This is a genomic window from Ruegeria sp. CF1, assembly GCF_056537445.1.
This window is the reverse complement of record NZ_JBQFRN010000002.1, coordinates 277,848-296,013: the sequence shown is the minus strand read 5'-3', so window position 1 is coordinate 296,013 and position 18,166 is coordinate 277,848. Positions and strand designations below refer to the sequence as shown.

The window sequence follows — 18,166 nt, the reverse complement described above, 5'->3', positions numbered from 1 at the left end:
AATGACTGATATGCAAATAAGTAAACCGGTTAGTTCAGTTTTGCCATTGAAAAAATGAACCGAACAGTTCACCTCAATATCGTGACGCAACGAGAAATCGGAGACACCTCATGAAAACCCTTCTTCCCGCCTTCATATTGTCCGCTCTGGTTCTGACCTCGCCCGCCCTGGCTTTGGGTATCGATATGAACAATCTGACCCGAAACCTTAGCTTCCCCGCGCCTGTTTCGGAGCCCGTGACGAGGGACCACACCCAGGCAGGCAAATAACCCTGACCTGCGCGCCGGATCGGTACGCCCCCTCCCGATCCGGCGCTTTTTGCAATTGACTGCTGCACCCATTCCAACAACTCGTTAGCATGGTCTTGGACCAAACGCCGAACCACCCGTCAGGTGCAGTGCAGGCGAGCTAACGGAGCAGAGAATGAGCACACGCAAGCAAACCGTTCTGGACGCAATTGACGCAGCAAATGCGCAAGACCCTAATATGGAGGACGGCCAGCCGGTCGAGCTGCTTTATGGCCAACGCATGAGCGCAGAGCTGGATCGGCTATTTCCCGATGCGTCGGATGCTTTACAGATCGCCGCACGTGGTCAGCATGTCGAACGCTGGAAGCTAAAGCGCACTGAATACCCCGAAGGACGTGCAGGGTATCTGGCCTGGAGGAAGGCGCAAGGCGTATATCACGCTGACGTTGTGCAAGGATTCATGGAACAGGCTGAATATAGTGCGGACGATATAGAAGCCGTCGGGCAAATGCTGCGCAAACAGGGGATCAAGCGCAATGCCGAAGTACAGGCGCTTGAGGACGTGATCTGTTTCGTTTTTCTGAAATGGTACTTTGAACCTTTTGCCGCCAAGCACTCCGCCGAAAAAATCCAGCGTATTGTTGAAAAAACGGCTTTCAAGATGTCAGCCGAAGGCCGCGCGCGCGTATTGGCTGAATTTGATCTGCCGGAGGCTTTGGCTGCTGCGTTCAGGGACTAACCAATCAGGATGATGCTTAGGTGGTTCTGATCAATGTCCTGATCCTGCAGCCACCGCAGCTCCGGCAGGTGGATTTCGGATCGCCCGCAGATAAACCTCAATCATCCAGCCCAACATAACTGCATTCAGAATGTGCCATATAAAATGCGTCCCCGTTGGCAGATACCCGCAAATTGGAGTGTCCAGTGATCGAAAGGTGATCGAGGTGATCAGGACAGTTGCTCCTATTGTCAGCCCACGCGCAGTGTCCGGGGCTTTCCGGCGCAACAGGACCGCATAAATCAGAATCAATAGAGGAACTGGGGCGTATGCCGCCGAGCCACCAAGGCCAGGCACCAACTGGAATAGCGGGATCGTCAGCGCCACGTACGGAAAGAACATCGCGGTCAAACCCAGCGCGTATCTGTTGCTCAGCCGCCAGACATCGCGATTCACCGCGTAGATGTAGACGAGGATGTACAGCAGAATTGGCGTCACATCCAAGATCGCCGCCCAAACCTGCGCATGGGTATGGAACAGATAGCTGCCAATTCCGATCATCGCCAATATGACAACCAAAGCCATCGCCAACGGTGCGCCCTGCCCGCGCGCCCTTTGCCACATCACAAATGCAGCAATAAGAAAGGCCGCATTGGTAATCGCGTTTATCGGCTCGGCCCAATACGCGGGCGAGAGCCGCTCACAATATCCATCAACATACTGCGTCCAATCCATAGATTTTTACATAGCCGATGCTAGGCTAACTCCAAGCAGAAAATGGGAGGATTCTCTATGGATATCATTTGGCTGGGACATGGCAGCTTTCGCATCGAAACAGCAGGACAAGTTCTATTGATCGATCCCTGGCTGACGGGCAACCCGTCTTTGCGCGAAGATCAGCATGACGCAGCCGTTGCGGGCGCGACGCATATCCTGCTGACTCATACTCATTTCGATCATGTCGTCGATGTGCTGCCGCTGGCCAAACATCTAAACGTGCCCGTGGTCGGGCAATACGACCTGATGGGCTACTGGGCCGAGGCTGAAGGTATTGAAACGGTCGGATTCAACAAAGGTGGCACTGTTGACTTAAACGGTGTCAAATTAACGATGGTGCCTGCCTCGCACAGCTCGACCTTCTCGACGCCTGATGGTCTTCGCACGGGTGGAACCGAGGTCGGCTATATGATCGCGTCCGAGGACCGTATGCTCTATTTCTCTGGCGATACCGACATTATGGCCGACATGGAGTGGATGGGTGATTATTACAAACCCGATATCGGCATCCTTTCGGCAGGCGGCCACTTTACCATGGACATGAAGGGCACTGCCTATGCTGCCAAGCGGTATTTCAATTTCAAGACAGTGATCCCGTGCCATTACAAGACCTTTCCGATTCTCGCGCAATCGGCTCAGGAATTGGCTGACGGGTTACCCGGTGTCGATGTAATCGAGCCCGAGGTCATGCAGGCGATTTCTCTCTAATGCCCGCGTCGGATTTCAGCGCGCAGGAATACGCTGACCGCATTCACAAGACCCGTTCTGCGATGGATCAACAGGGTATCGAGACCTTGTTGATCACGGACCCATCGAACATGGCGTGGCTCACCGGTTATGACGGTTGGAGCTTTTACGTACCGCAGATGGTCATCCTGCCCGCCAGCGGATCGCCTCTTTGGTGGGGCAGAACGCAGGACCAAGCGGGGGCTGCGCAGACCACCTGGCTGGACCAGATGGACCTGCTGGACTGGCCTGAAGAGCATGTGCAACACCCGGACCACCATCCGGTTGACGCCCTTGTCCTTGCGTTGCGGGATCGCGGCTGGACCTCTGGTATCGGCGTGGAGATGGATAACTATTATTACTCAGCCACCAGTCACCGCATCCTCGAACGCGCCTTCGGTGCATTGATTGATGCCACAGGGCTTGTGAATTGGAAGCGTGCTGTCAAAAGCGATGCCGAGATCGCAATGATGCGCAAGGCGGGTCAGCTGACCGCACATATGCACGGTGTTCTGCGTGATGCATATCAGGAAGGAATGCCCAAAAACCAACTTGTCGCCGAAGTGCAGGCGGCAGGCATCGCCGGACTGCCCGGCCTAGCCGGAGATTACCCTGCTATCGTGCCGATTGCACCCTCCGGTCGTGAGGCTTCTGCCTCGCACATTACTTGGAACGACCGACCTCTGGCGCGGGATGAGGCGACCTATTTCGAAATCTCCGGCTGCTATCGACGCTATCACTGCCCCGCCAGTCGCAGCCTGTTTCTGGGTGATCCCCCGGATGATATCCGCCGGGCCGAAGCCGCCGTTCTAATCGCTATCGACGACACAATGACCGCCGCACGCCCTGGCATCACCTGCGAAGAGGTCGCGGCTTGTGTCTATGACAGTTTCGCCCGCGCGGGGTATGTCAAAGCCAACCGCACCGGCTATCCCATCGGGCTCAGCTATCCGCCCGACTGGGGCGAGCGCACCATGAGCCTGCGACCCGGTGACACGACGGAATTGCAAGAGAATATGACCTTTCACCTAATGCCCGGCCTCTGGACCCCAGACTGGGGACTGGCGATTACCGAAAGCTTTGTGGTGACGTCAGATGGGGGCAAGCCTCTGGCTGATATCCCACGTGAGATGGTCGTAAAAACTTAACCGCGCTGCGTCGCGAAGAAGCGTTTCAGCAGCGCGGCAGCCTCTTCGGCGGCAATGCCGTCATAGACTTCGGGTCGATGGTGGGCCTGTGGGTGCGAAAACACCCGCGCGCCATGCGCGACACCGCCAGATTTCGGATCGGAAGCGCCGTAGTAGATGCGCCGGATGCGGGCTGCGGCCAGCGCTGCGGCGCACATGGCACAAGGCTCAAGGGTTACGTAAAGATCATGATCGGGTAAACGCTCGGACCCGGCCGCGGCACATGCGGCGCGCAGAGCCAGAATCTCAGCATGGGCAGTGGGGTCATTCAACTCGCGGGTGCGGTTCCCATCTGCGGCCAACACCTGCCCGTCGGGCGCGACGATCACCGCGCCGACCGGCACTTCACCTCGGTCTGCTGCCGCCTGTGCCTGTTCCAGCGCCTGTTTCATGTGGGATCTGAACTTCATGCCTCTGACTGCCTCAGAAACCCGTCTTTCGCAAGCCGCCGGGATGGGTTATGGCCGGAGGATGACCAATACCCCTCCTCCCGGCGACCGGATCGCCAAAGTGCTAGCCCGCGCCGGTGTCGCCTCGCGCCGCGAAGCTGAACGCATGATCGAAGCCGGACGTGTGACCGTGAATGGCAAGGCGATCAACAGCCCTGCGCTGAACGTAACCGCCAAGGACAGGATTACCGTCGATGGCAAACCGGTCTCCGAACCCGAGCCATCACGCCTGTGGCTCTATCACAAGCCACCGGGACTGGTGACGACGGCGCGTGACGAAAAAGGCCGCAAGACGATTTTTGACGACCTGCCCGAGGATATGCCCCGGGTCATGAGCGTCGGGCGACTCGATCTGAACTCGGAAGGATTGCTGCTGCTGACTAATGATGGCGGCATCAAGCGCAAGCTGGAACTGCCCTCAACTGGATGGCTACGCAAATACCGGGTGCGGGTAAATGGACGCCCCAAAGACGAAGATTTCGAACCGCTGCGCAAAGGCCTGGTAATCGATGGTGAGCGGTTTCAGCCCATGACCGTGACACTGGACCGGCAACAGGGCGCGAACGCTTGGCTGACCATCGGCCTGCGCGAAGGCAAAAATCGCGAAATCCGCCGCGCTATCGAAGATATCGGTTATGTGGTGAACAGGCTTTTGCGGGTTTCTTACGGCCCATTCCAACTGGGCAACCTGAAACCCGGCGAGGTTGAAGAAATCCGCCGCCGTGTCATGCGCGACCAACTGGGGCTGGATGCTGAGGATAGCGGAATACCCCCGGCCAAACGCCATGCTCGACCGCAGCGCAAAAGACCAGCAATCGGCAAGAAACCTCGCAAGTGACGCGGGTTATTCAACCTTCCCCCTAGCGCCAAGCCCTCGTATCGCCTAAATTTTCCCTGATGGTCACAGTTGGGGGGCGCCATGTCCGGGACCGGAGTACAAAAATTGGCCTATGCGGCCCTGTTGGTGCTGTTGTTCGGCGTCTGCACCGGTCTGTTGGGGGGCCTGTAGCGAAATGGCCAAACGGTACGGCGGCAAATTCAGCCCAGAAGGCGATGTTTCCTCGCAGGATCAGCCATCGCGTGGCCAATTCGATGGTGCCCGTGTCGAACCGGCAGGTGCACGCGCGAACATCCTGTTTGTCCCGGCGATACCACTGGTGTTTCTGTCTCTGAACGATGGCGCGATCGGAATGACCATAGGCCTGGTTGCGGCAGGGCTACTGACCGCTGCCGCGTTTCTGCTGCGCGAAGGTTTAAGGGCCGAATCCGCTTACAACGCCCGCCGCACCGCACGCAGACCTGCGTTTCCCCGCAAGATATTTTCCAGCGTCCTGACCGGTTTGGGGGCGGCGCTAGCCTCATACCGGACCGAATTTCTGGACGCCGAAACAGCATCACAGGTAAGCCTGCTGGCCCCCATCCTGTTTGGCGCCGCTGCAACGGTTCTACATTCGGTTTCCTTCGGCCTCGACCCAATGAAGGACAAAGGAATGGAGGGTGTCGACACCTTCCAGCAGGACCGTGTCGCACGCGTGGTCGAGGACGCCGAAACCCATCTGACCCAAATGACAGATGCAATAAAACGCGCAGGTGACCGCCGGATCGAAGCGCGGGTCGAACGCTTTCAGGATACAGCCCGCGATCTGTTTCGCACGGTCGAGGAAGACCCGCGCGATCTGGCTAGTGCCCGAAAATACCTGACGGTTTATTTGCAGGGCGCGCGCGATGCGACGGTGAAGTTTTCGGACGTCTATGCACGGACGCGTGATGCGCAGGCGCTGGCGGACTATTCGGCGTTGCTGGACGATCTTGAACAGAATTTCGCGGCGCGGACGCGAAAGATGCTATTGGATGACCGCAGTGATCTGACGGTTGAAATTGATGTGCTGCGCGACAGGCTGCAGCGCGAAGGCGTCCGGTTGGACTGACCGGCTTTTATGTAAGCGAGGATTACCCCATGTCCGATGAGATCAAGAACAAGGCAGTCGAGGCTGAAACGCTGGTGCAGGAAGTCACCGCCGTCGCTCTCCCCGAGCCGCAGGCCGAGATTGTCCCGCTGGAAGAGGCCGACGAACCGGTTGGTGCCGAGATCCGCAAGCGGATGGGCGAGATCGACATGGGCGACACAAACTCGATCGTGTCCTTTGGGTCTTCAGCACAGGCAGAATTGCAAGAGATCAGTCAGGCGATGCTGGCCGATGTCCGCAACAAGGATGTGGGCCCGGCCGGTGACAGCCTTCGCAACATCGTAACAACGATCCGCGGATTCTCAGTCAGCGAACTGGATGTACGTCGCGAGCGTAGCTGGTGGGAAAAACTACTGGGCCGCGCCGCGCCCTTTGCCAAGTTCACAGCGCAGTATGAAGACGTTCAAAGCCAGATCGACCGGATCACTGATGATCTTCTGGGGCATGAGCATACACTGCTGAAAGATATCAAGTCTTTGGATCTGCTGTACGAAAAAACGCTGGAGTTCTACGACGAACTTGCACTGTACATCGCAGCGGGAGAGGAGAAGCTGACCGAGCTGGACAGCCACGACATTCCTGAAAAAGAGGCCGAGGTTCAGGCCGCGCCCGAAGACCAACAGGTGATGAAAGCGCAGGAATTGCGCGACTTGCGTGCCGCGCGCGATGATCTGGAACGCCGGGTCCACGACCTGAAGCTTACCCGTCAGGTGACGATGCAATCGCTGCCCTCCATCCGTCTGGTGCAGGAAAATGACAAGTCGCTGGTGACCAAGATCAACTCGACCCTCGTCAACACAGTACCGCTCTGGGAAACCCAGCTGGCACAAGCTGTCACCATACAGCGCAGTGCCGAGGCCGCCGCTGCCGTACGTGATGCCAATGATCTGACCAATGAATTGCTGACCTCGAACGCCGCCAACTTGCGCGAATCCAACAAAATGATCCGCGAAGAGATGGAGCGTGGCGTCTTCGATATCGAAGCCGTCAAACAAGCCAATGCAGACCTGATCGGTACCATCAACGAAAGCCTCGCCATTGCAGACGAAGGCAAGGCCAAACGCGCCGCAGCCGAGGAAGAACTGAAGAAGATGGAGGCCGAATTGCGCGATACGCTCGCCTCGGCCAAGGCGCGACAGGACGGGATCGGCGACAATGCCGGAACGGCTGTTCCCGGATAATGGAAACAGCGGGCGTGCGGCCATTTCATCGCGCTAAGATTGCAGTATTGGGCTTGTCGCTGCTGGCATTTGCTGGCTGCGATGAGACATTGACGACGACGATCGCTCCTGAACCTCAACCTGCCCAGCCGCAAGGCCTGAGCAATGCATATCAAGCGCCCTCACCAGCGAGCCTTGATCTCGCGCGATACTATGAAAGCGTACAAAACAACTTGCTGACGCGCGGGTTGCTGAGAACCGATGGCGGTGGCCCTGATACGCCCTATGATGCCGATGATCTGGCTCGGAACTTTGAGACCATAGCGTTTTATAATGAATATCCGGGGCAAGCCGTTGCCAGCGGCAGCAGTCGCACCAGCCGACAGCTTAGTCGCTGGTCTTCGCCGGTTCGCATAAAGCCCGAGTTTGGTCCATCGGTTGCACCTGAAGTCCGCCAGCAAGAGACCGCCCGAATTGACGCCTACGCCAACCGCTTGTCGCGGCTCACTGGACACCCGGTCTCAACCACCACCCGGAATGCAAATTTCCACGTATTCGTGGCGGGTGAAGATGATACCGCTTATGTGCAAGCCCGGCTGCGACAACTGATCCCGGGCATAGGGCAGGCACAACTTGACCTCTTCGACAAACTGCCACGCTCTTTCTATTGCTTTGTATTCGCTTCGGCGTCGAACAGCGCGCCACAGACATATACCCGGGCTGTTGCCTTGATCCGGGCGGAACATCCCGATCTGGTGCGCCTGAGTTGCGTCCACGAAGAGATCGCTCAGGGATTGGGGCTGCCGAATGACAGCCCGTCTGCCCGGCCATCAATCTTCAACGATGACGACGAGTTCGCCCTGCTCACAAGCCATGATGAAAAACTACTAACCATTCTATACGACCCGCGCCTCAAGCCTGGCATGACAGCTGACGAAGCGCGGCCAGTGGTCCGTATCATTGCACGCGAATTGATGGGGCAGTCGCTCTGACCCCGAAGACAGGAGAAATCCAATGGGAATTTTTGATTTTCTGACCGGTGAATTCATAGATGTCATCCACTGGGTCGACGATACGCGCGACACCATGGTCTGGCGGTTCGAGCGTGAAGGACACGAGATCAAATACGGCGCCAAGCTGACCGTGCGCGAAGGTCAAGCGGCGGTCTTTGTGCATGAGGGGCAGTTGGCGGATGTCTTCACCCCAGGTCTCTACATGCTTGAGACAAACAACATGCCGATCATGACGACGCTGCAGCATTGGGATCACGGCTTTCAGTCTCCGTTCAAGTCTGAAATTTACTTCGTTAACACGACCCGGTTCAATGACCTGAAATGGGGCACCAAGAACCCGATCATGCTGCGCGATCCCGAGTTTGGACCAACACGCATCCGGGCCTTCGGCACCTATACAGTGCGGGTCAAGGACCCGGCGAAATTCCTAGTAGAGATCGTAGGCACCGATGGTGAATTCACCATGGACGAGATCAGCTTTCAGATCAGAAACATCATCGTGCAGGAATTCAGCCGCGTCATCGCAGGCTCGGGCATTCCAGTTCTCGATATGGCGGCGAACACTGCCGATCTGGGCAAACTGATTGCCGCCGAGGTGTCGCCGGTGCTGGACGGGTATGGTTTGAGCATGCCCGAGTTCTACATCGAGAACATCTCGCTGCCACCAGCGGTCGAGGCCGCGCTGGACAAGCGCACATCGATGGGGTTGGCGGGCGATCTGGGCAAGTTCACGCAGTATTCCGCAGCTGAAGCGATGACCGCAGCGGCCAACAATCCCGGTCAGGGCGGCGGCATGGGCGCCGGTCTTGGCATGGGAATGGGTATGGCGATGGCACAGCAGATGTCGAACATGGCAGCGGGTCAACCAAGCGGCCCTTGGGGCGGTTCCGCCCCCGCTGCCCCGCAGGCCTCGGCGCCTGCGGCACCCCCGCCCCCTCCGCCCGTCGAGCATGTATGGCATATCGCAGTGGATGGTCAGACCAGCGGGCCGTTTTCCAAGGCCAAGATGGGCCGAATGGCGACCGATGGTGAGATAACGCGCGAGACCCACGTTTGGACCGCCGGACAGGACGGTTGGAAGAAGGCAGGCGACGTGCAGGAACTGGCACAGCTGTTCACGATCCTGCCTCCGCCGCCTCCGGGCGCGTGATCTGACATTTGGTAACCTGATTTCGAGGTTCTGTCATGGCGAAAGACGAACACCGTTTCCCCTGCGACCAATGCGGGGCGGATTATCGGTTCAATCCCGGTGACGGAACGCTGACTTGCGATCATTGTGGCAACACCAGAACGATCGGTGCTGGCCCATGGGGTGGTGCAAGTCTGCGAGAGCTGGATTTCGACGCCGCCATCGCGGATCGCTTGCCTGACAGCGAGATTGAAGAAACCCGTGTTCTGACCTGTCCGAACTGCGCGGCTCAGGTTGAGTTTGATCCGAACACCCATGCTGCGGAGTGCCCGTTCTGTGCCACTCCGGTAGTGACCGATACAGGCGTTAGCCGCCATATCAAACCCCGCGGAGTGTTGCCCTTTGCACTGGATGAACGCTCGGCCCACAAGGCAATGGGGGATTGGCTGGGCCGACTGTGGTTTGCACCCAACGGGTTGAAGGAATACGCCCGAAAGGGACGCAAGATGCAGGGCATTTATGTCCCGTATTGGACCTTCGACGCTGATACCAAGTCGAGTTATCGTGGGGAACGCGGTGTGGTGTATTACGAAACTCGCACTGTGATGCGCGATGGAAAGCGCGTGCAGCAACAGGTTCCCAAAGTACGCTGGACTCCAAAATCCGGACGGGTCGCACGGTTCTTTGACGATGTTCTGGTTTTGGCGTCTCAATCGCTGCCCAAATCCTATACGGACGCGCTGGAACCATGGGACTTGCCTGCGCTTGAACCGTATCAGCCGGAATATCTGGCCGGTTTCCGCGCCGAGGCTTACACGGTCGAACTGCGAGAAGGTTATCAAGAGGCCCGCGCACATATGGCACGGGTGATCGAGCGTGACGTGCGGTTTGATATCGGAGGCGATCGTCAGCGCATTCACGCTGTCGACACCGAAGTGCGAGATGTCACATTCAAACACATCCTCTTGCCGGTTTGGATGGCGGCCTACAAATACCGCGGCCAGACCTATCGTTTTGTGGTCAATGGCCGGACTGGCCGCGTTCAGGGTGAGCGTCCCTGGTCCGCAATCAAGATAACGATCGCCGTGGTTCTGGGCCTTCTCGTTGCGGCCGGCGTCGGGTATCTGGTGGCAACTGGACAGCAATAAAGCTGATAAGCAGAGCACGCTCATGGAACCTACTCCTCGGCATGCCTGAAAGGAGATGTTGAATTGCACCTTGACGCTCTGAACGCGCTCTTGGCCGATCGTTTTTCTTGCCGTGCCTTTCGCACGGACCTGGTGCCGCGCGAACAGATTGAAGAGATCGTCGCCAGTGCTGCGCGTGTTCCAAGCTGGTGCAACGCGCAACCCTGGCAGATCGTGATCACCAGCGGGGCCGAGACAGACCAGTTTCGGGACGCGTTGCAACACGAAGCTTCGCACGTTGCGCCTGCTCCGGACCTACCCTTTCCAACCGGCTATTCCGGTGTTTATCAAGAGCGCCGTCGCGCCTGTGGCTGGGCCCTCTACAAAGCGGTTGGTATCGAAAAAGGTGATCGCAGGGCTTCGGCGCAACAGATGATGGAGAACTACGCTCTGTTCGGCGCCCCGCATTGCGCCATACTGTCCAGCCCGGCTGAACTGGGCCCTTACGGCGCGATGGATTGTGGTGGCTTCGTGACCGCATTTTCACTGGCGGCGCAGGCCCTTGGTGTGGCTTGTATCCCGCAGGCAGCGGTAGCGGCCCATGGCGCATTTCTTCACCGTTACTTCGGGATATCAGAAGATCGCTTGATTCTGTGCGCGATTTCGTTCGGATATGCGGATATGGATCACCCGGCGAACGCGTTCAGAACGGAACGTGCCGCGCTGGATGAAGTGATCGATTGGCACGAATAGCAATAAAATACAGGACCTGCAGATGCGCGCCTTACTTCAAAGAATTTCCAGTGCCTCGGTCAAAGTCGATGGAACAGTGATCGGGCGATCGGGGCCCGGATTGATGATTCTGGTTTGTGCGATGCAAGGGGATAGAGAGGCGCAAACTGATCAATTGGCTGAAAAGATCGCAAAGCTCCGTATCTTCAAGGACGACGCGGGAAAGATGAACCGTTCGATATTGGATATTGAGGGCTCGGCCCTGGTGGTTAGCCAGTTCACCTTGGCAGCTGACACGTCGCGTGGAAACAGGCCTGGGTTTTCCGGGGCCGCCTCGGCGGCTGAGGGCGAACACCTTTACGAGGCGTTTGTACACAACCTTTCATCGCGGGGCGTTCCGGTTGAGACAGGTGCGTTCGGAGCTGACATGGCGGTAGAGTTGGTCAATGACGGACCAGTCACAATTTGGATGGAAAGCTGATGCAGAGTTCGCAACAGGCACAGGACATTTGGCGCGCAGGTGTGGCGGCGGTTGATGGATATCACGCAACACTGGAGGCCACTCGGGCGATCGAAGCCCCAGATCAGATATTGGCCGTTGGAAAAGCCGCAGGGGCCATGGCCCGTGCGGCCGTCGAACGGTTTGGCCCAGTGCCCACTCTGGTGGTTACCAAGGATGGCCATGGCCACGACCTGCCTGAGCATATTGTGGTGATTGAAGCTGCACACCCGGTTCCCGATGCCCGCAGTCTGAAGGGTGGGCAGGCATTGCGCGAAACGGTTGAGGCGATGAAACCCGACAGCAAACTGCTTCTGCTAGTTTCGGGAGGGGCTTCTTCGCTTGCCGAGGACCTCGTGGCCGGTACGACATTGGATGATCTTGAGGCCCTCAACCAAAGACTGCTGAGTGAAGGTCTCGACATCGGTGCAATGAACACGGAACGGCGCAAGCTGTCCCGGATCAAGGGTGGCGGTTTGTTGTCGGCATTCTCGGGGAAAAGCGTGATCGTTCTGGCGATCTCCGACGTCCCGGGTGATGATCTGGGCGTTATTGGCTCCGGTATCGGATCATTGCCCGAAAAACCGGAGTTTTCTGCCCACACCGCTATAATCGCATCAAATGCACACGCGCGTGACGCCGCAGCATTTGCGGCCGAGAACTCAGGCATCAAGGTCCTCGACAACGAAGAAGCGATGCACGATGACTATCTCTCGGTTGCAGCTAAATTAGGAGATCGGCTGCGGAATATGCCCAAGGGCGCCATGGTATTTGGCGGCGAACCAACCGTGGTCCTACCTGATGCGCCAGGGCGCGGTGGGCGCAATCAGGCCCTTGCTCTAGCACTCGCGCGCGAAATCGCAGGGCAATCTGATTTGACCGTCATCGTCGGAGGAACAGATGGCACCGACGGGCCAACAGATGCAGCAGGCGCCATCGTTACCGGCGACACTTGGTCTGATAAGGCGCAAGCGTATCTGGACAATGCAGATAGCGGCAGTTTCCTCGACAAGGCGGGGGCGCTGTTGGTCACGGGACCCACAGGAACAAACGTAATGGATCTGATTGTTGCAATAAAAAACTGATCCGGGACCCTGACCCCACCCATCCGAAAAACCCACCCGATAGAATCACTTAAAGTCCGGAATGGCGTTTGATCTGTGGAACGAAAGTTCATGCAAAACTGACCAGGCAACTATCGGATAATTTGTTCAGGTCAGAGTAAGTAGTTAGGAATAAGGGGTTTTGGATTTCCAAAGGCTCATAACAAGATCATCTGGCGCGATCAAAGGCGGAACCTCCCCATTATTTCAAGAGATTTGCACTTGCCCGCTGCCCTGAATTGCACCTAAGTTGACTCATGCGTCAATAAAAAGCCCACCAACGGGCTGAACATCCTATCAACTGGGAGAAATCTGGATGAACGAACAACTCACTCACATGTCAAAGCAGGTCACAGCTGGAAAGCTGACCCGCCGTGAATTCATGGGTAAAGCAGCGGCACTGGGTGTCTCGGCCGCAATGGCAAGCACTATGTTTGCCGATGCCGCACGTGCCGCTGGTCCGAAAAAGGGCGGCGATCTGAAATTCGGTTTGCAGGGTGGTGAATCAACCAACTCACTTGATCCGGCAACCTACGCAAGCTCAGTCCCGTTCCAGAACGGCAAGCAGTTCGGCGACCAACTGGTCGAAGTGGCGCCCGACGGAACCATCGAACCGCGCCTTGCTGAAAGCGTCGAAGGAAGTGCAGACGCCAAAGTTTGGACGTTCAAGCTGCGTCAAGGGGTCGAGTTCCACAACGGCAAGACCATGACCAGCGAAGACGTGCTGAAAACTATGCAGCGCCACTCGAACGAGGATTCCAAATCAGGTGCCTTGGGCATCATGAAAGGCATCGAGTCGATGAAGGCCGATGGAGACAATTTCCAGGTCACACTGACCGAGCCGAACGCCGACCTGCCGTATCTGATGGCCGACTATCACCTCATCATTCAGCCCGATGGCGGCATGGATAATCCTGCGGCAGGTATCGGCACCGGCCCGTACAAACTAGAAGTGGACGAACCCGGCGTCCGCCACTTGTTCACCAAGAACGAAAACCACTGGAACAGCGATTTCGGCAATTTTGACAGCGTAGAAGTTGTTGTGATCAACGATGCGACGGCACGGACCGCTGCACTGCAGTCCGGACAGGTCCACGCCGTCAACCGCGTTGAACCCAAAGTTGCCGACCTGTTGGGCCGTGCGCCTAACCTGACGGTGCATTCAACCGCTGGTCGCGGTCACTATGTCTTCATCATGCATTGCGACACGGCTCCGTTTGATAACAATGAACTGCGCACCGCACTGAAGTACGCCATCAACCGCGCGGAATTGGTTGACAAAGTTCTGCGCGGCTATGGCTCGATCGGGAATGATATGCCAATCAATTCAGCCTATCCATTGTTTGATGAAACCATCGAACAGCGCGAGTTCAGCGTTGAAAAGGCTGCAGAGCACTATAAGAAATCTGGACATGATGGCTCTCCGATTATTTTGCGCGTTGCCGATGGTGCGTTCCCAGGTGCTGTAGATGCTGCTGCCCTTTTCCAGCAGACTGCTGCACAGGCTGGAATTCCGCTTGAAATCAAGCGTGAGCCCAATGATGGCTACTGGTCCGAGGTTTGGAACGTTCAACCCTTCTGTGCGTCTTATTGGGGCGGCCGCCCGGTTCAGGACCAGATGTACTCGACTGCATATCTGTCGACCGCAGACTGGAATGACACGAGGTTTAAGGTTCAGGCGTTTGACGACTTATTGTTTGCAGCAAAAGCGGAACTCGACCCTGAGAAACGCAAAGCCATCTATAGCCAGATGGGTCAAATGGTACGCAACGAAGGCGGCCTGATCTGCCCGATGTTCAACGACTTTGTCGAAGGCGTCAGCAACCAGCTGGATGGATGGGAATCTGACCCGACGCAAGAGATGATGAACGGCAACATATCCCGCAAAATGTGGTTCGTCTAAAACGGGCTACGGATAATGCATCCCATCATCAAATTGGTTTCCCAGCGCCTGGCGCTGGGACTCCTTTTGCTGCTCGGCGCTTCGGCCCTGATTTTCGGCCTAACCGAAGCCCTACCTGGAGACGCCGCGCAAGCCGTCCTGGGGCAGTCCGCAACTCCAGAGGCCTTGGCAAACCTACGCGAAGAAATGGGCCTGAACCGCCCTGCCCTTACACGCTATTTCGAGTGGTTGGGAGGCATACTTCAGGGTGACCTGGGTCAATCCCTGACCAACAAACTTGATATCTCCGAGAGTATTGGAAAACGCCTTGGGAACACTCTGTTCCTGGCTTGCGTGGCAGCAATAGTTTCCGTACCGCTTGCAATCTTTCTGGGGCTGCTTGCCGTGCGGTTCCGCAATCGCTGGCCCGACAAACTGATTTCAGCCATCACCCTGACGACGGTTTCGATCCCCGAGTTTCTGATCGGTTATGTGGTGATCTACTATATCTCAGTGAAATTGGGATGGTTCTCGTCGCTTGCGATGATCAATGATTCTATGTCGTTTGGACAAAAGTTGAATGCAATCGCGCTACCTGCCTTTGTTCTGACGCTGGTCGTGCTGGCACAGATGATGCGCATGACGCGCGCGGCCATTCTGAACCTCATGCAATCGGCCTATATCGAAACCGCTGAATTGAAAGGCCTCAGCACATTTCAGGTTATTGCCCGCCATGCCTTTCCCAACGCGATTTCACCGATCGTGAACGTCGTCATGCTGAACCTGGCCTATCTGGTCGTGGGTGTTGTCGTGGTCGAGGTTGTGTTCGTCTATCCAGGAATGGGGCAATACCTTGTGGATGCCGTGACCAAACGTGATGTGCCGGTTGTTCTGGCCTGCGGCGTGGTGTTTGCGGCCGTTTATATCGGTCTGAACATGGTTGCAGATATCGTGTCGATCCTTGCCAACCCAAGACTGAGGCATCCGAAATGATAAAGAACATTCCTCTTTCGGCTCTGATTGGCCTTATCTTCACCTTCGCCTATTTCTTTGTGGCGATCGCCGCCCCGTTGATTGCACCCTATGGAATGGCAGAAGTCGTCGGCGACGTCTGGGAGCCGAGCAGCCCCGAACATCTGCTAGGCACTGACAATATCGGTCGCGATCTGCTGACCCGCATGATCTATGGCGGGCGCACGACAATCTTCATCGCGGCAGCGGCGACGCTGCTCAGCTTTCTGACCGGTACGTCGCTGGGCTTGCTGGCTGCTGTACTGGGCGGATGGGCTGATCAGGCGCTCAGCCGTACGGTGGATCTGATCATGTCAATCCCGACTCTGATCCTGGCACTGGTCATTCTGGCCATCGTTCCGGTGACCGTCCCGATCCTAATCCTTGTTATGGGCTTACTGGATGCCACCCGCCCGTATCGCCTATCGCGATCTGTAGCGGTGGACATCAACGTTATGGACTATGTTGAAGCCGCCAAGCTGCGCGGCGAAGGGCGCGCCTGGATCATCTTCCGGGAAATCCTGCCCAATGCGCTGTCGCCACTTGTGGCCGAATTCGGACTGCGGTTCATCTTCATGGTTCTGTTCATCTCGACCCTGTCGTTCCTGGGACTGGGCGTCCAGCCACCGCTGGCTGACTGGGGCGGTATCGTGAAAGAAAACAAGGATGGCATCGTCTATGGTATCGGCGCAGCGCTTTATCCCGCTGTGGCGATTGCGACGCTGGCAATCTCGGTCAACCTGGTGGCTGACTGGGTCCTGAATCGTACCACATCGCTGAAAGGAGGCCGGGGATGAGTGATATCCTTCTCAAGGTCCGCGACCTCAAAATCGGCGCGACCGTCTATCCGCCGGGTGAAAAGCCCCATGACATCGAGATCGTGCACGGGGTCAGCTTTGACCTCGCGCCAGGCAAGGTGCTGGGTCTGATCGGCGAATCCGGGGCTGGCAAATCTACCATCGGTCTGGCCTCAATGGCCTATGGCCGTGGCGGTGTGAAAATCACCGGGGGCGAGGTTTGGGTGAACGGGCGTGATATCCTCAAGACATCTCATGGGGACATCCGCAAACTGCGCGGTGGTGAGGTAACATATGTTTCCCAATCCGCCGCCGCATCGTTCAACCCCGCAAAGAAGATCATGGATCAAGTGGTCGAGGCCGCAGTTGAGCAGAAGAAGTTTTCGCGCAAAGAGGCTGAAGCCCGCGCGCGTGAGCTTTTTGCCAAGCTGGGTCTGCCCGACCCTGACAATATCGGTGATCGTTACCCGCATCAGGTTTCGGGCGGACAGCTGCAGCGCTGCATGACGGCGCTGGCGCTTTGCCCCGAGCCTGATCTGGTGGTTTTTGACGAACCTACCACGGCACTGGACGTGACTACCCAAATCGATGTGCTGATGGCCATCAAAGACGCCATTCGCGACTCGGGCGTTGCCGCCTTGTATATCACCCATGATCTGGCAGTTGTGGCCCAGGTCAGTGATGACATCATGGTGCTGCGGATGGGCGATACGGTCGAATACGGAAATACCGACCAGATCATCAACCGCCCGCAAGAAGAGTACACACAGGCGCTGGTTTCGGTCCGCTCAATCGAGCACGAAGAGAAAAAACCAACTCCTGAACCCGTGCTGAGCGTCGATGGTATCACCGCGCGCTACAAAGGCTTGAATTTCGACGTGCTGCATAATGTCAACGTCGAGCTTCATCCGGGCCAGACACTGGCGGTTGTGGGTGAATCCGGGTCGGGTAAGTCTACGCTGGCACGGGTCATCACCGGGCTTCTTCCACCCCGTGATGGTGAGATTACCTTTGCGGGCCGCAAGCTCAGCTCTGATCTGAAAGGCCGCACGCGTGAAGACCTGCGTGAGCTGCAAATGATCTACCAGATGGCCGACGTGGCAATGAACCCGCGTCAGACCGTCGGTACGATTATCGGCCGCCCACTCGAGTTCTACTTCAACATGCGCGGCGCCGAGAAACGCAAGCGGATCGTCGAGTTGCTGGATGAGATCGAACTGGGCGAGAAGTTCATCGATCGTTATCCGGCGGAACTGTCGGGTGGTCAAAAACAGCGTGTCTGTATCGCGCGATCACTGGCGGCCAAGCCAAAGATGATCATCTGTGATGAGGTCACCTCGGCGCTCGACCCGCTGGTCGCGGACGGTATCCTCAAGCTGCTGCTGGATCTGCAAAAGATCGAGGATGTGGCATACCTGTTCATCACCCACGATCTGGCGACAGTCCGTGCGATCAGCGATAGTATCGCGGTGATGTACCAGGGTCGGGTGGTTCGCTACGGTCCCAAGAGCCAGGTGCTAAGCCCTCCATTCGACGACTATACAGACTTGCTGCTTAGCTCGGTGCCTGAGATGCATCTTGGCTGGCTGGAAGAGGTTGTCGCTCACCGCAAAATGGAGAGCGCGGGGAACTGATCCGCGC

Annotated in this window: 19 protein-coding genes; 17 read left to right on the top strand and 2 right to left on the bottom strand. The window is 57.1% G+C overall.

Annotation, left to right across the window (positions count from 1 at the left end; genetic code table 11):
* Positions 1–110 precede the first annotated feature (110 nt).
* Positions 111–269 (top strand): hypothetical protein, encoded by a 159-nt coding sequence (locus tag ACRZ96_RS06570; RefSeq protein ID WP_170401611.1) that lies wholly within the window; start codon positions 111–113, stop codon positions 267–269.
* A gap of 154 nt (positions 270–423) precedes the next feature.
* A complete protein-coding gene (locus tag ACRZ96_RS06565) occupies positions 424–987 on the top strand; it encodes a DUF4202 domain-containing protein (protein ID WP_170401613.1) in 564 nt (187 codons plus the stop codon).
* A 30-nt stretch (positions 988–1,017) separates the two neighbouring features.
* Here the strand turns inward: ACRZ96_RS06565 and ACRZ96_RS06560 are convergent, their stop codons facing one another.
* Positions 1,018–1,701, bottom strand: coding sequence for a ceramidase domain-containing protein (locus ACRZ96_RS06560; RefSeq protein WP_170563970.1), 684 nt, complete (start codon positions 1,699–1,701; stop codon positions 1,018–1,020).
* A gap of 57 nt (positions 1,702–1,758) precedes the next feature.
* On the opposite strand from ACRZ96_RS06560, the gene ACRZ96_RS06555 reads away from it, so the two are divergent.
* Together ACRZ96_RS06555 and ACRZ96_RS06550 are read left to right on the top strand one after the other, a co-directional pair.
* Complete coding sequence (locus ACRZ96_RS06555) at positions 1,759–2,451, top strand: metal-dependent hydrolase (protein ID WP_480706797.1); 693 nt, start codon at positions 1,759–1,761, stop codon at positions 2,449–2,451.
* A complete protein-coding gene (locus tag ACRZ96_RS06550; RefSeq protein WP_480814337.1) occupies positions 2,451–3,617 on the top strand; it encodes a M24 family metallopeptidase in 1,167 nt (388 codons plus the stop codon). Before ACRZ96_RS06555 ends, ACRZ96_RS06550 begins: the two co-directional genes overlap by 1 nt.
* On the opposite strand, the gene ACRZ96_RS06545 is transcribed toward ACRZ96_RS06550, so the two are convergent.
* A complete protein-coding gene (locus ACRZ96_RS06545) occupies positions 3,614–4,066 on the bottom strand; it encodes a nucleoside deaminase (protein ID WP_480814336.1) in 453 nt (150 codons plus the stop codon). The two genes, ACRZ96_RS06550 and ACRZ96_RS06545, sit on opposite strands and share 4 nt — an antisense overlap.
* 61 nt (positions 4,067–4,127) lie before the next feature.
* On the opposite strand from ACRZ96_RS06545, the gene ACRZ96_RS06540 reads away from it, so the two are divergent.
* The 13 genes from ACRZ96_RS06540 to ACRZ96_RS06480 all read left to right on the top strand — a co-directional run bounded on the left by ACRZ96_RS06540 (position 4,128) and on the right by ACRZ96_RS06480 (position 18,159).
* Positions 4,128–4,943: a pseudouridine synthase gene (locus ACRZ96_RS06540; protein ID WP_480814335.1), complete on the top strand. Its 816-nt coding sequence runs from the start codon at positions 4,128–4,130 to the stop codon at positions 4,941–4,943.
* Between the two features lie 175 nt (positions 4,944–5,118).
* Positions 5,119–6,033, top strand: coding sequence for a 5-bromo-4-chloroindolyl phosphate hydrolysis family protein (locus ACRZ96_RS06535; RefSeq protein ID WP_223116816.1), 915 nt, complete (start codon positions 5,119–5,121; stop codon positions 6,031–6,033).
* 29 nt (positions 6,034–6,062) lie between these two features.
* A complete protein-coding gene (locus tag ACRZ96_RS06530; protein ID WP_170392243.1) occupies positions 6,063–7,253 on the top strand; it encodes a toxic anion resistance protein in 1,191 nt (396 codons plus the stop codon).
* On the top strand, positions 7,253–8,224 hold the full coding sequence (locus ACRZ96_RS06525; protein ID WP_480567273.1) for a DUF2927 domain-containing protein: 972 nt from the start codon (positions 7,253–7,255) through the stop codon (positions 8,222–8,224). The genes ACRZ96_RS06530 and ACRZ96_RS06525 overlap by 1 nt, the downstream gene beginning before the upstream one ends.
* A 22-nt stretch (positions 8,225–8,246) precedes the next feature.
* The gene (locus ACRZ96_RS06520) at positions 8,247–9,395 is read left to right on the top strand and encodes an SPFH domain-containing protein (RefSeq protein WP_170563990.1); all 1,149 of its coding nucleotides are present in this window, start codon (positions 8,247–8,249) and stop codon (positions 9,393–9,395) included.
* Between the two features lie 35 nt (positions 9,396–9,430).
* The gene (locus ACRZ96_RS06515; RefSeq protein WP_170392249.1) at positions 9,431–10,522 is read left to right on the top strand and encodes a TFIIB-type zinc finger domain-containing protein; all 1,092 of its coding nucleotides are present in this window, start codon (positions 9,431–9,433) and stop codon (positions 10,520–10,522) included.
* 63 nt (positions 10,523–10,585) lie between these two features.
* Entirely contained in the window at positions 10,586–11,254 is a 669-nt protein-coding gene (locus tag ACRZ96_RS06510) for a nitroreductase (protein ID WP_480771942.1), read from the top strand.
* Positions 11,255–11,276: 22 nt separating this feature from the next.
* On the top strand, positions 11,277–11,714 hold the full coding sequence (dtd, locus tag ACRZ96_RS06505; protein WP_480771941.1) for a D-aminoacyl-tRNA deacylase: 438 nt from the start codon (positions 11,277–11,279) through the stop codon (positions 11,712–11,714).
* A complete protein-coding gene (locus ACRZ96_RS06500; protein WP_480771940.1) occupies positions 11,714–12,817 on the top strand; it encodes a glycerate kinase type-2 family protein in 1,104 nt (367 codons plus the stop codon). Before dtd ends, ACRZ96_RS06500 begins: the two co-directional genes overlap by 1 nt.
* A gap of 334 nt (positions 12,818–13,151) precedes the next feature.
* Positions 13,152–14,738 (top strand): ABC transporter substrate-binding protein, encoded by a 1,587-nt coding sequence (locus ACRZ96_RS06495; protein ID WP_170392257.1) that lies wholly within the window; start codon positions 13,152–13,154, stop codon positions 14,736–14,738.
* 15 nt (positions 14,739–14,753) lie between these two features.
* Entirely contained in the window at positions 14,754–15,710 is a 957-nt protein-coding gene (locus ACRZ96_RS06490; RefSeq protein ID WP_170392259.1) for an ABC transporter permease, read from the top strand.
* Positions 15,710–16,525: an ABC transporter permease gene (locus ACRZ96_RS06485; protein ID WP_170402849.1), complete on the top strand. Its 816-nt coding sequence runs from the start codon at positions 15,710–15,712 to the stop codon at positions 16,523–16,525. Before ACRZ96_RS06490 ends, ACRZ96_RS06485 begins: the two co-directional genes overlap by 1 nt.
* Positions 16,522–18,159, top strand: coding sequence for an ABC transporter ATP-binding protein (locus ACRZ96_RS06480; RefSeq protein WP_170512411.1), 1,638 nt, complete (start codon positions 16,522–16,524; stop codon positions 18,157–18,159). The genes ACRZ96_RS06485 and ACRZ96_RS06480 overlap by 4 nt, the downstream gene beginning before the upstream one ends.
* Positions 18,160–18,166 lie beyond the last annotated feature (7 nt).

Excerpts from the sequence above, each read along its gene's own strand:
- ACRZ96_RS06570 (WP_170401611.1), top strand. The coding sequence starts at position 111 with ATGAAAACCCTTCTTCCCGCCTTCATATTGTCCGCTCTGGTTCTGACC.
- ACRZ96_RS06565 (WP_170401613.1), top strand. The coding sequence starts at position 424 with ATGAGCACACGCAAGCAAACCGTTCTGGACGCAATTGACGCAGCAAAT.
- ACRZ96_RS06560 (WP_170563970.1), bottom strand. The coding sequence starts at position 1,701 with ATGGATTGGACGCAGTATGTTGATGGATATTGTGAGCGGCTCTCGCCC.
- ACRZ96_RS06555 (WP_480706797.1), top strand. The coding sequence starts at position 1,759 with ATGGATATCATTTGGCTGGGACATGGCAGCTTTCGCATCGAAACAGCA.
- ACRZ96_RS06550 (WP_480814337.1), top strand. The coding sequence starts at position 2,451 with ATGCCCGCGTCGGATTTCAGCGCGCAGGAATACGCTGACCGCATTCAC.
- ACRZ96_RS06545 (WP_480814336.1), bottom strand. The coding sequence starts at position 4,066 with ATGAAGTTCAGATCCCACATGAAACAGGCGCTGGAACAGGCACAGGCG.
- ACRZ96_RS06540 (WP_480814335.1), top strand. The coding sequence starts at position 4,128 with ATGACCAATACCCCTCCTCCCGGCGACCGGATCGCCAAAGTGCTAGCC.
- ACRZ96_RS06535 (WP_223116816.1), top strand. The coding sequence starts at position 5,119 with ATGGCCAAACGGTACGGCGGCAAATTCAGCCCAGAAGGCGATGTTTCC.
- ACRZ96_RS06530 (WP_170392243.1), top strand. The coding sequence starts at position 6,063 with ATGTCCGATGAGATCAAGAACAAGGCAGTCGAGGCTGAAACGCTGGTG.
- ACRZ96_RS06525 (WP_480567273.1), top strand. The coding sequence starts at position 7,253 with ATGGAAACAGCGGGCGTGCGGCCATTTCATCGCGCTAAGATTGCAGTA.
- ACRZ96_RS06520 (WP_170563990.1), top strand. The coding sequence starts at position 8,247 with ATGGGAATTTTTGATTTTCTGACCGGTGAATTCATAGATGTCATCCAC.
- ACRZ96_RS06515 (WP_170392249.1), top strand. The coding sequence starts at position 9,431 with ATGGCGAAAGACGAACACCGTTTCCCCTGCGACCAATGCGGGGCGGAT.
- dtd (WP_480771941.1), top strand. The coding sequence starts at position 11,277 with ATGCGCGCCTTACTTCAAAGAATTTCCAGTGCCTCGGTCAAAGTCGAT.
- ACRZ96_RS06500 (WP_480771940.1), top strand. The coding sequence starts at position 11,714 with ATGCAGAGTTCGCAACAGGCACAGGACATTTGGCGCGCAGGTGTGGCG.
- ACRZ96_RS06495 (WP_170392257.1), top strand. The coding sequence starts at position 13,152 with ATGAACGAACAACTCACTCACATGTCAAAGCAGGTCACAGCTGGAAAG.
- ACRZ96_RS06490 (WP_170392259.1), top strand. The coding sequence starts at position 14,754 with ATGCATCCCATCATCAAATTGGTTTCCCAGCGCCTGGCGCTGGGACTC.
- ACRZ96_RS06480 (WP_170512411.1), top strand. The coding sequence starts at position 16,522 with ATGAGTGATATCCTTCTCAAGGTCCGCGACCTCAAAATCGGCGCGACC.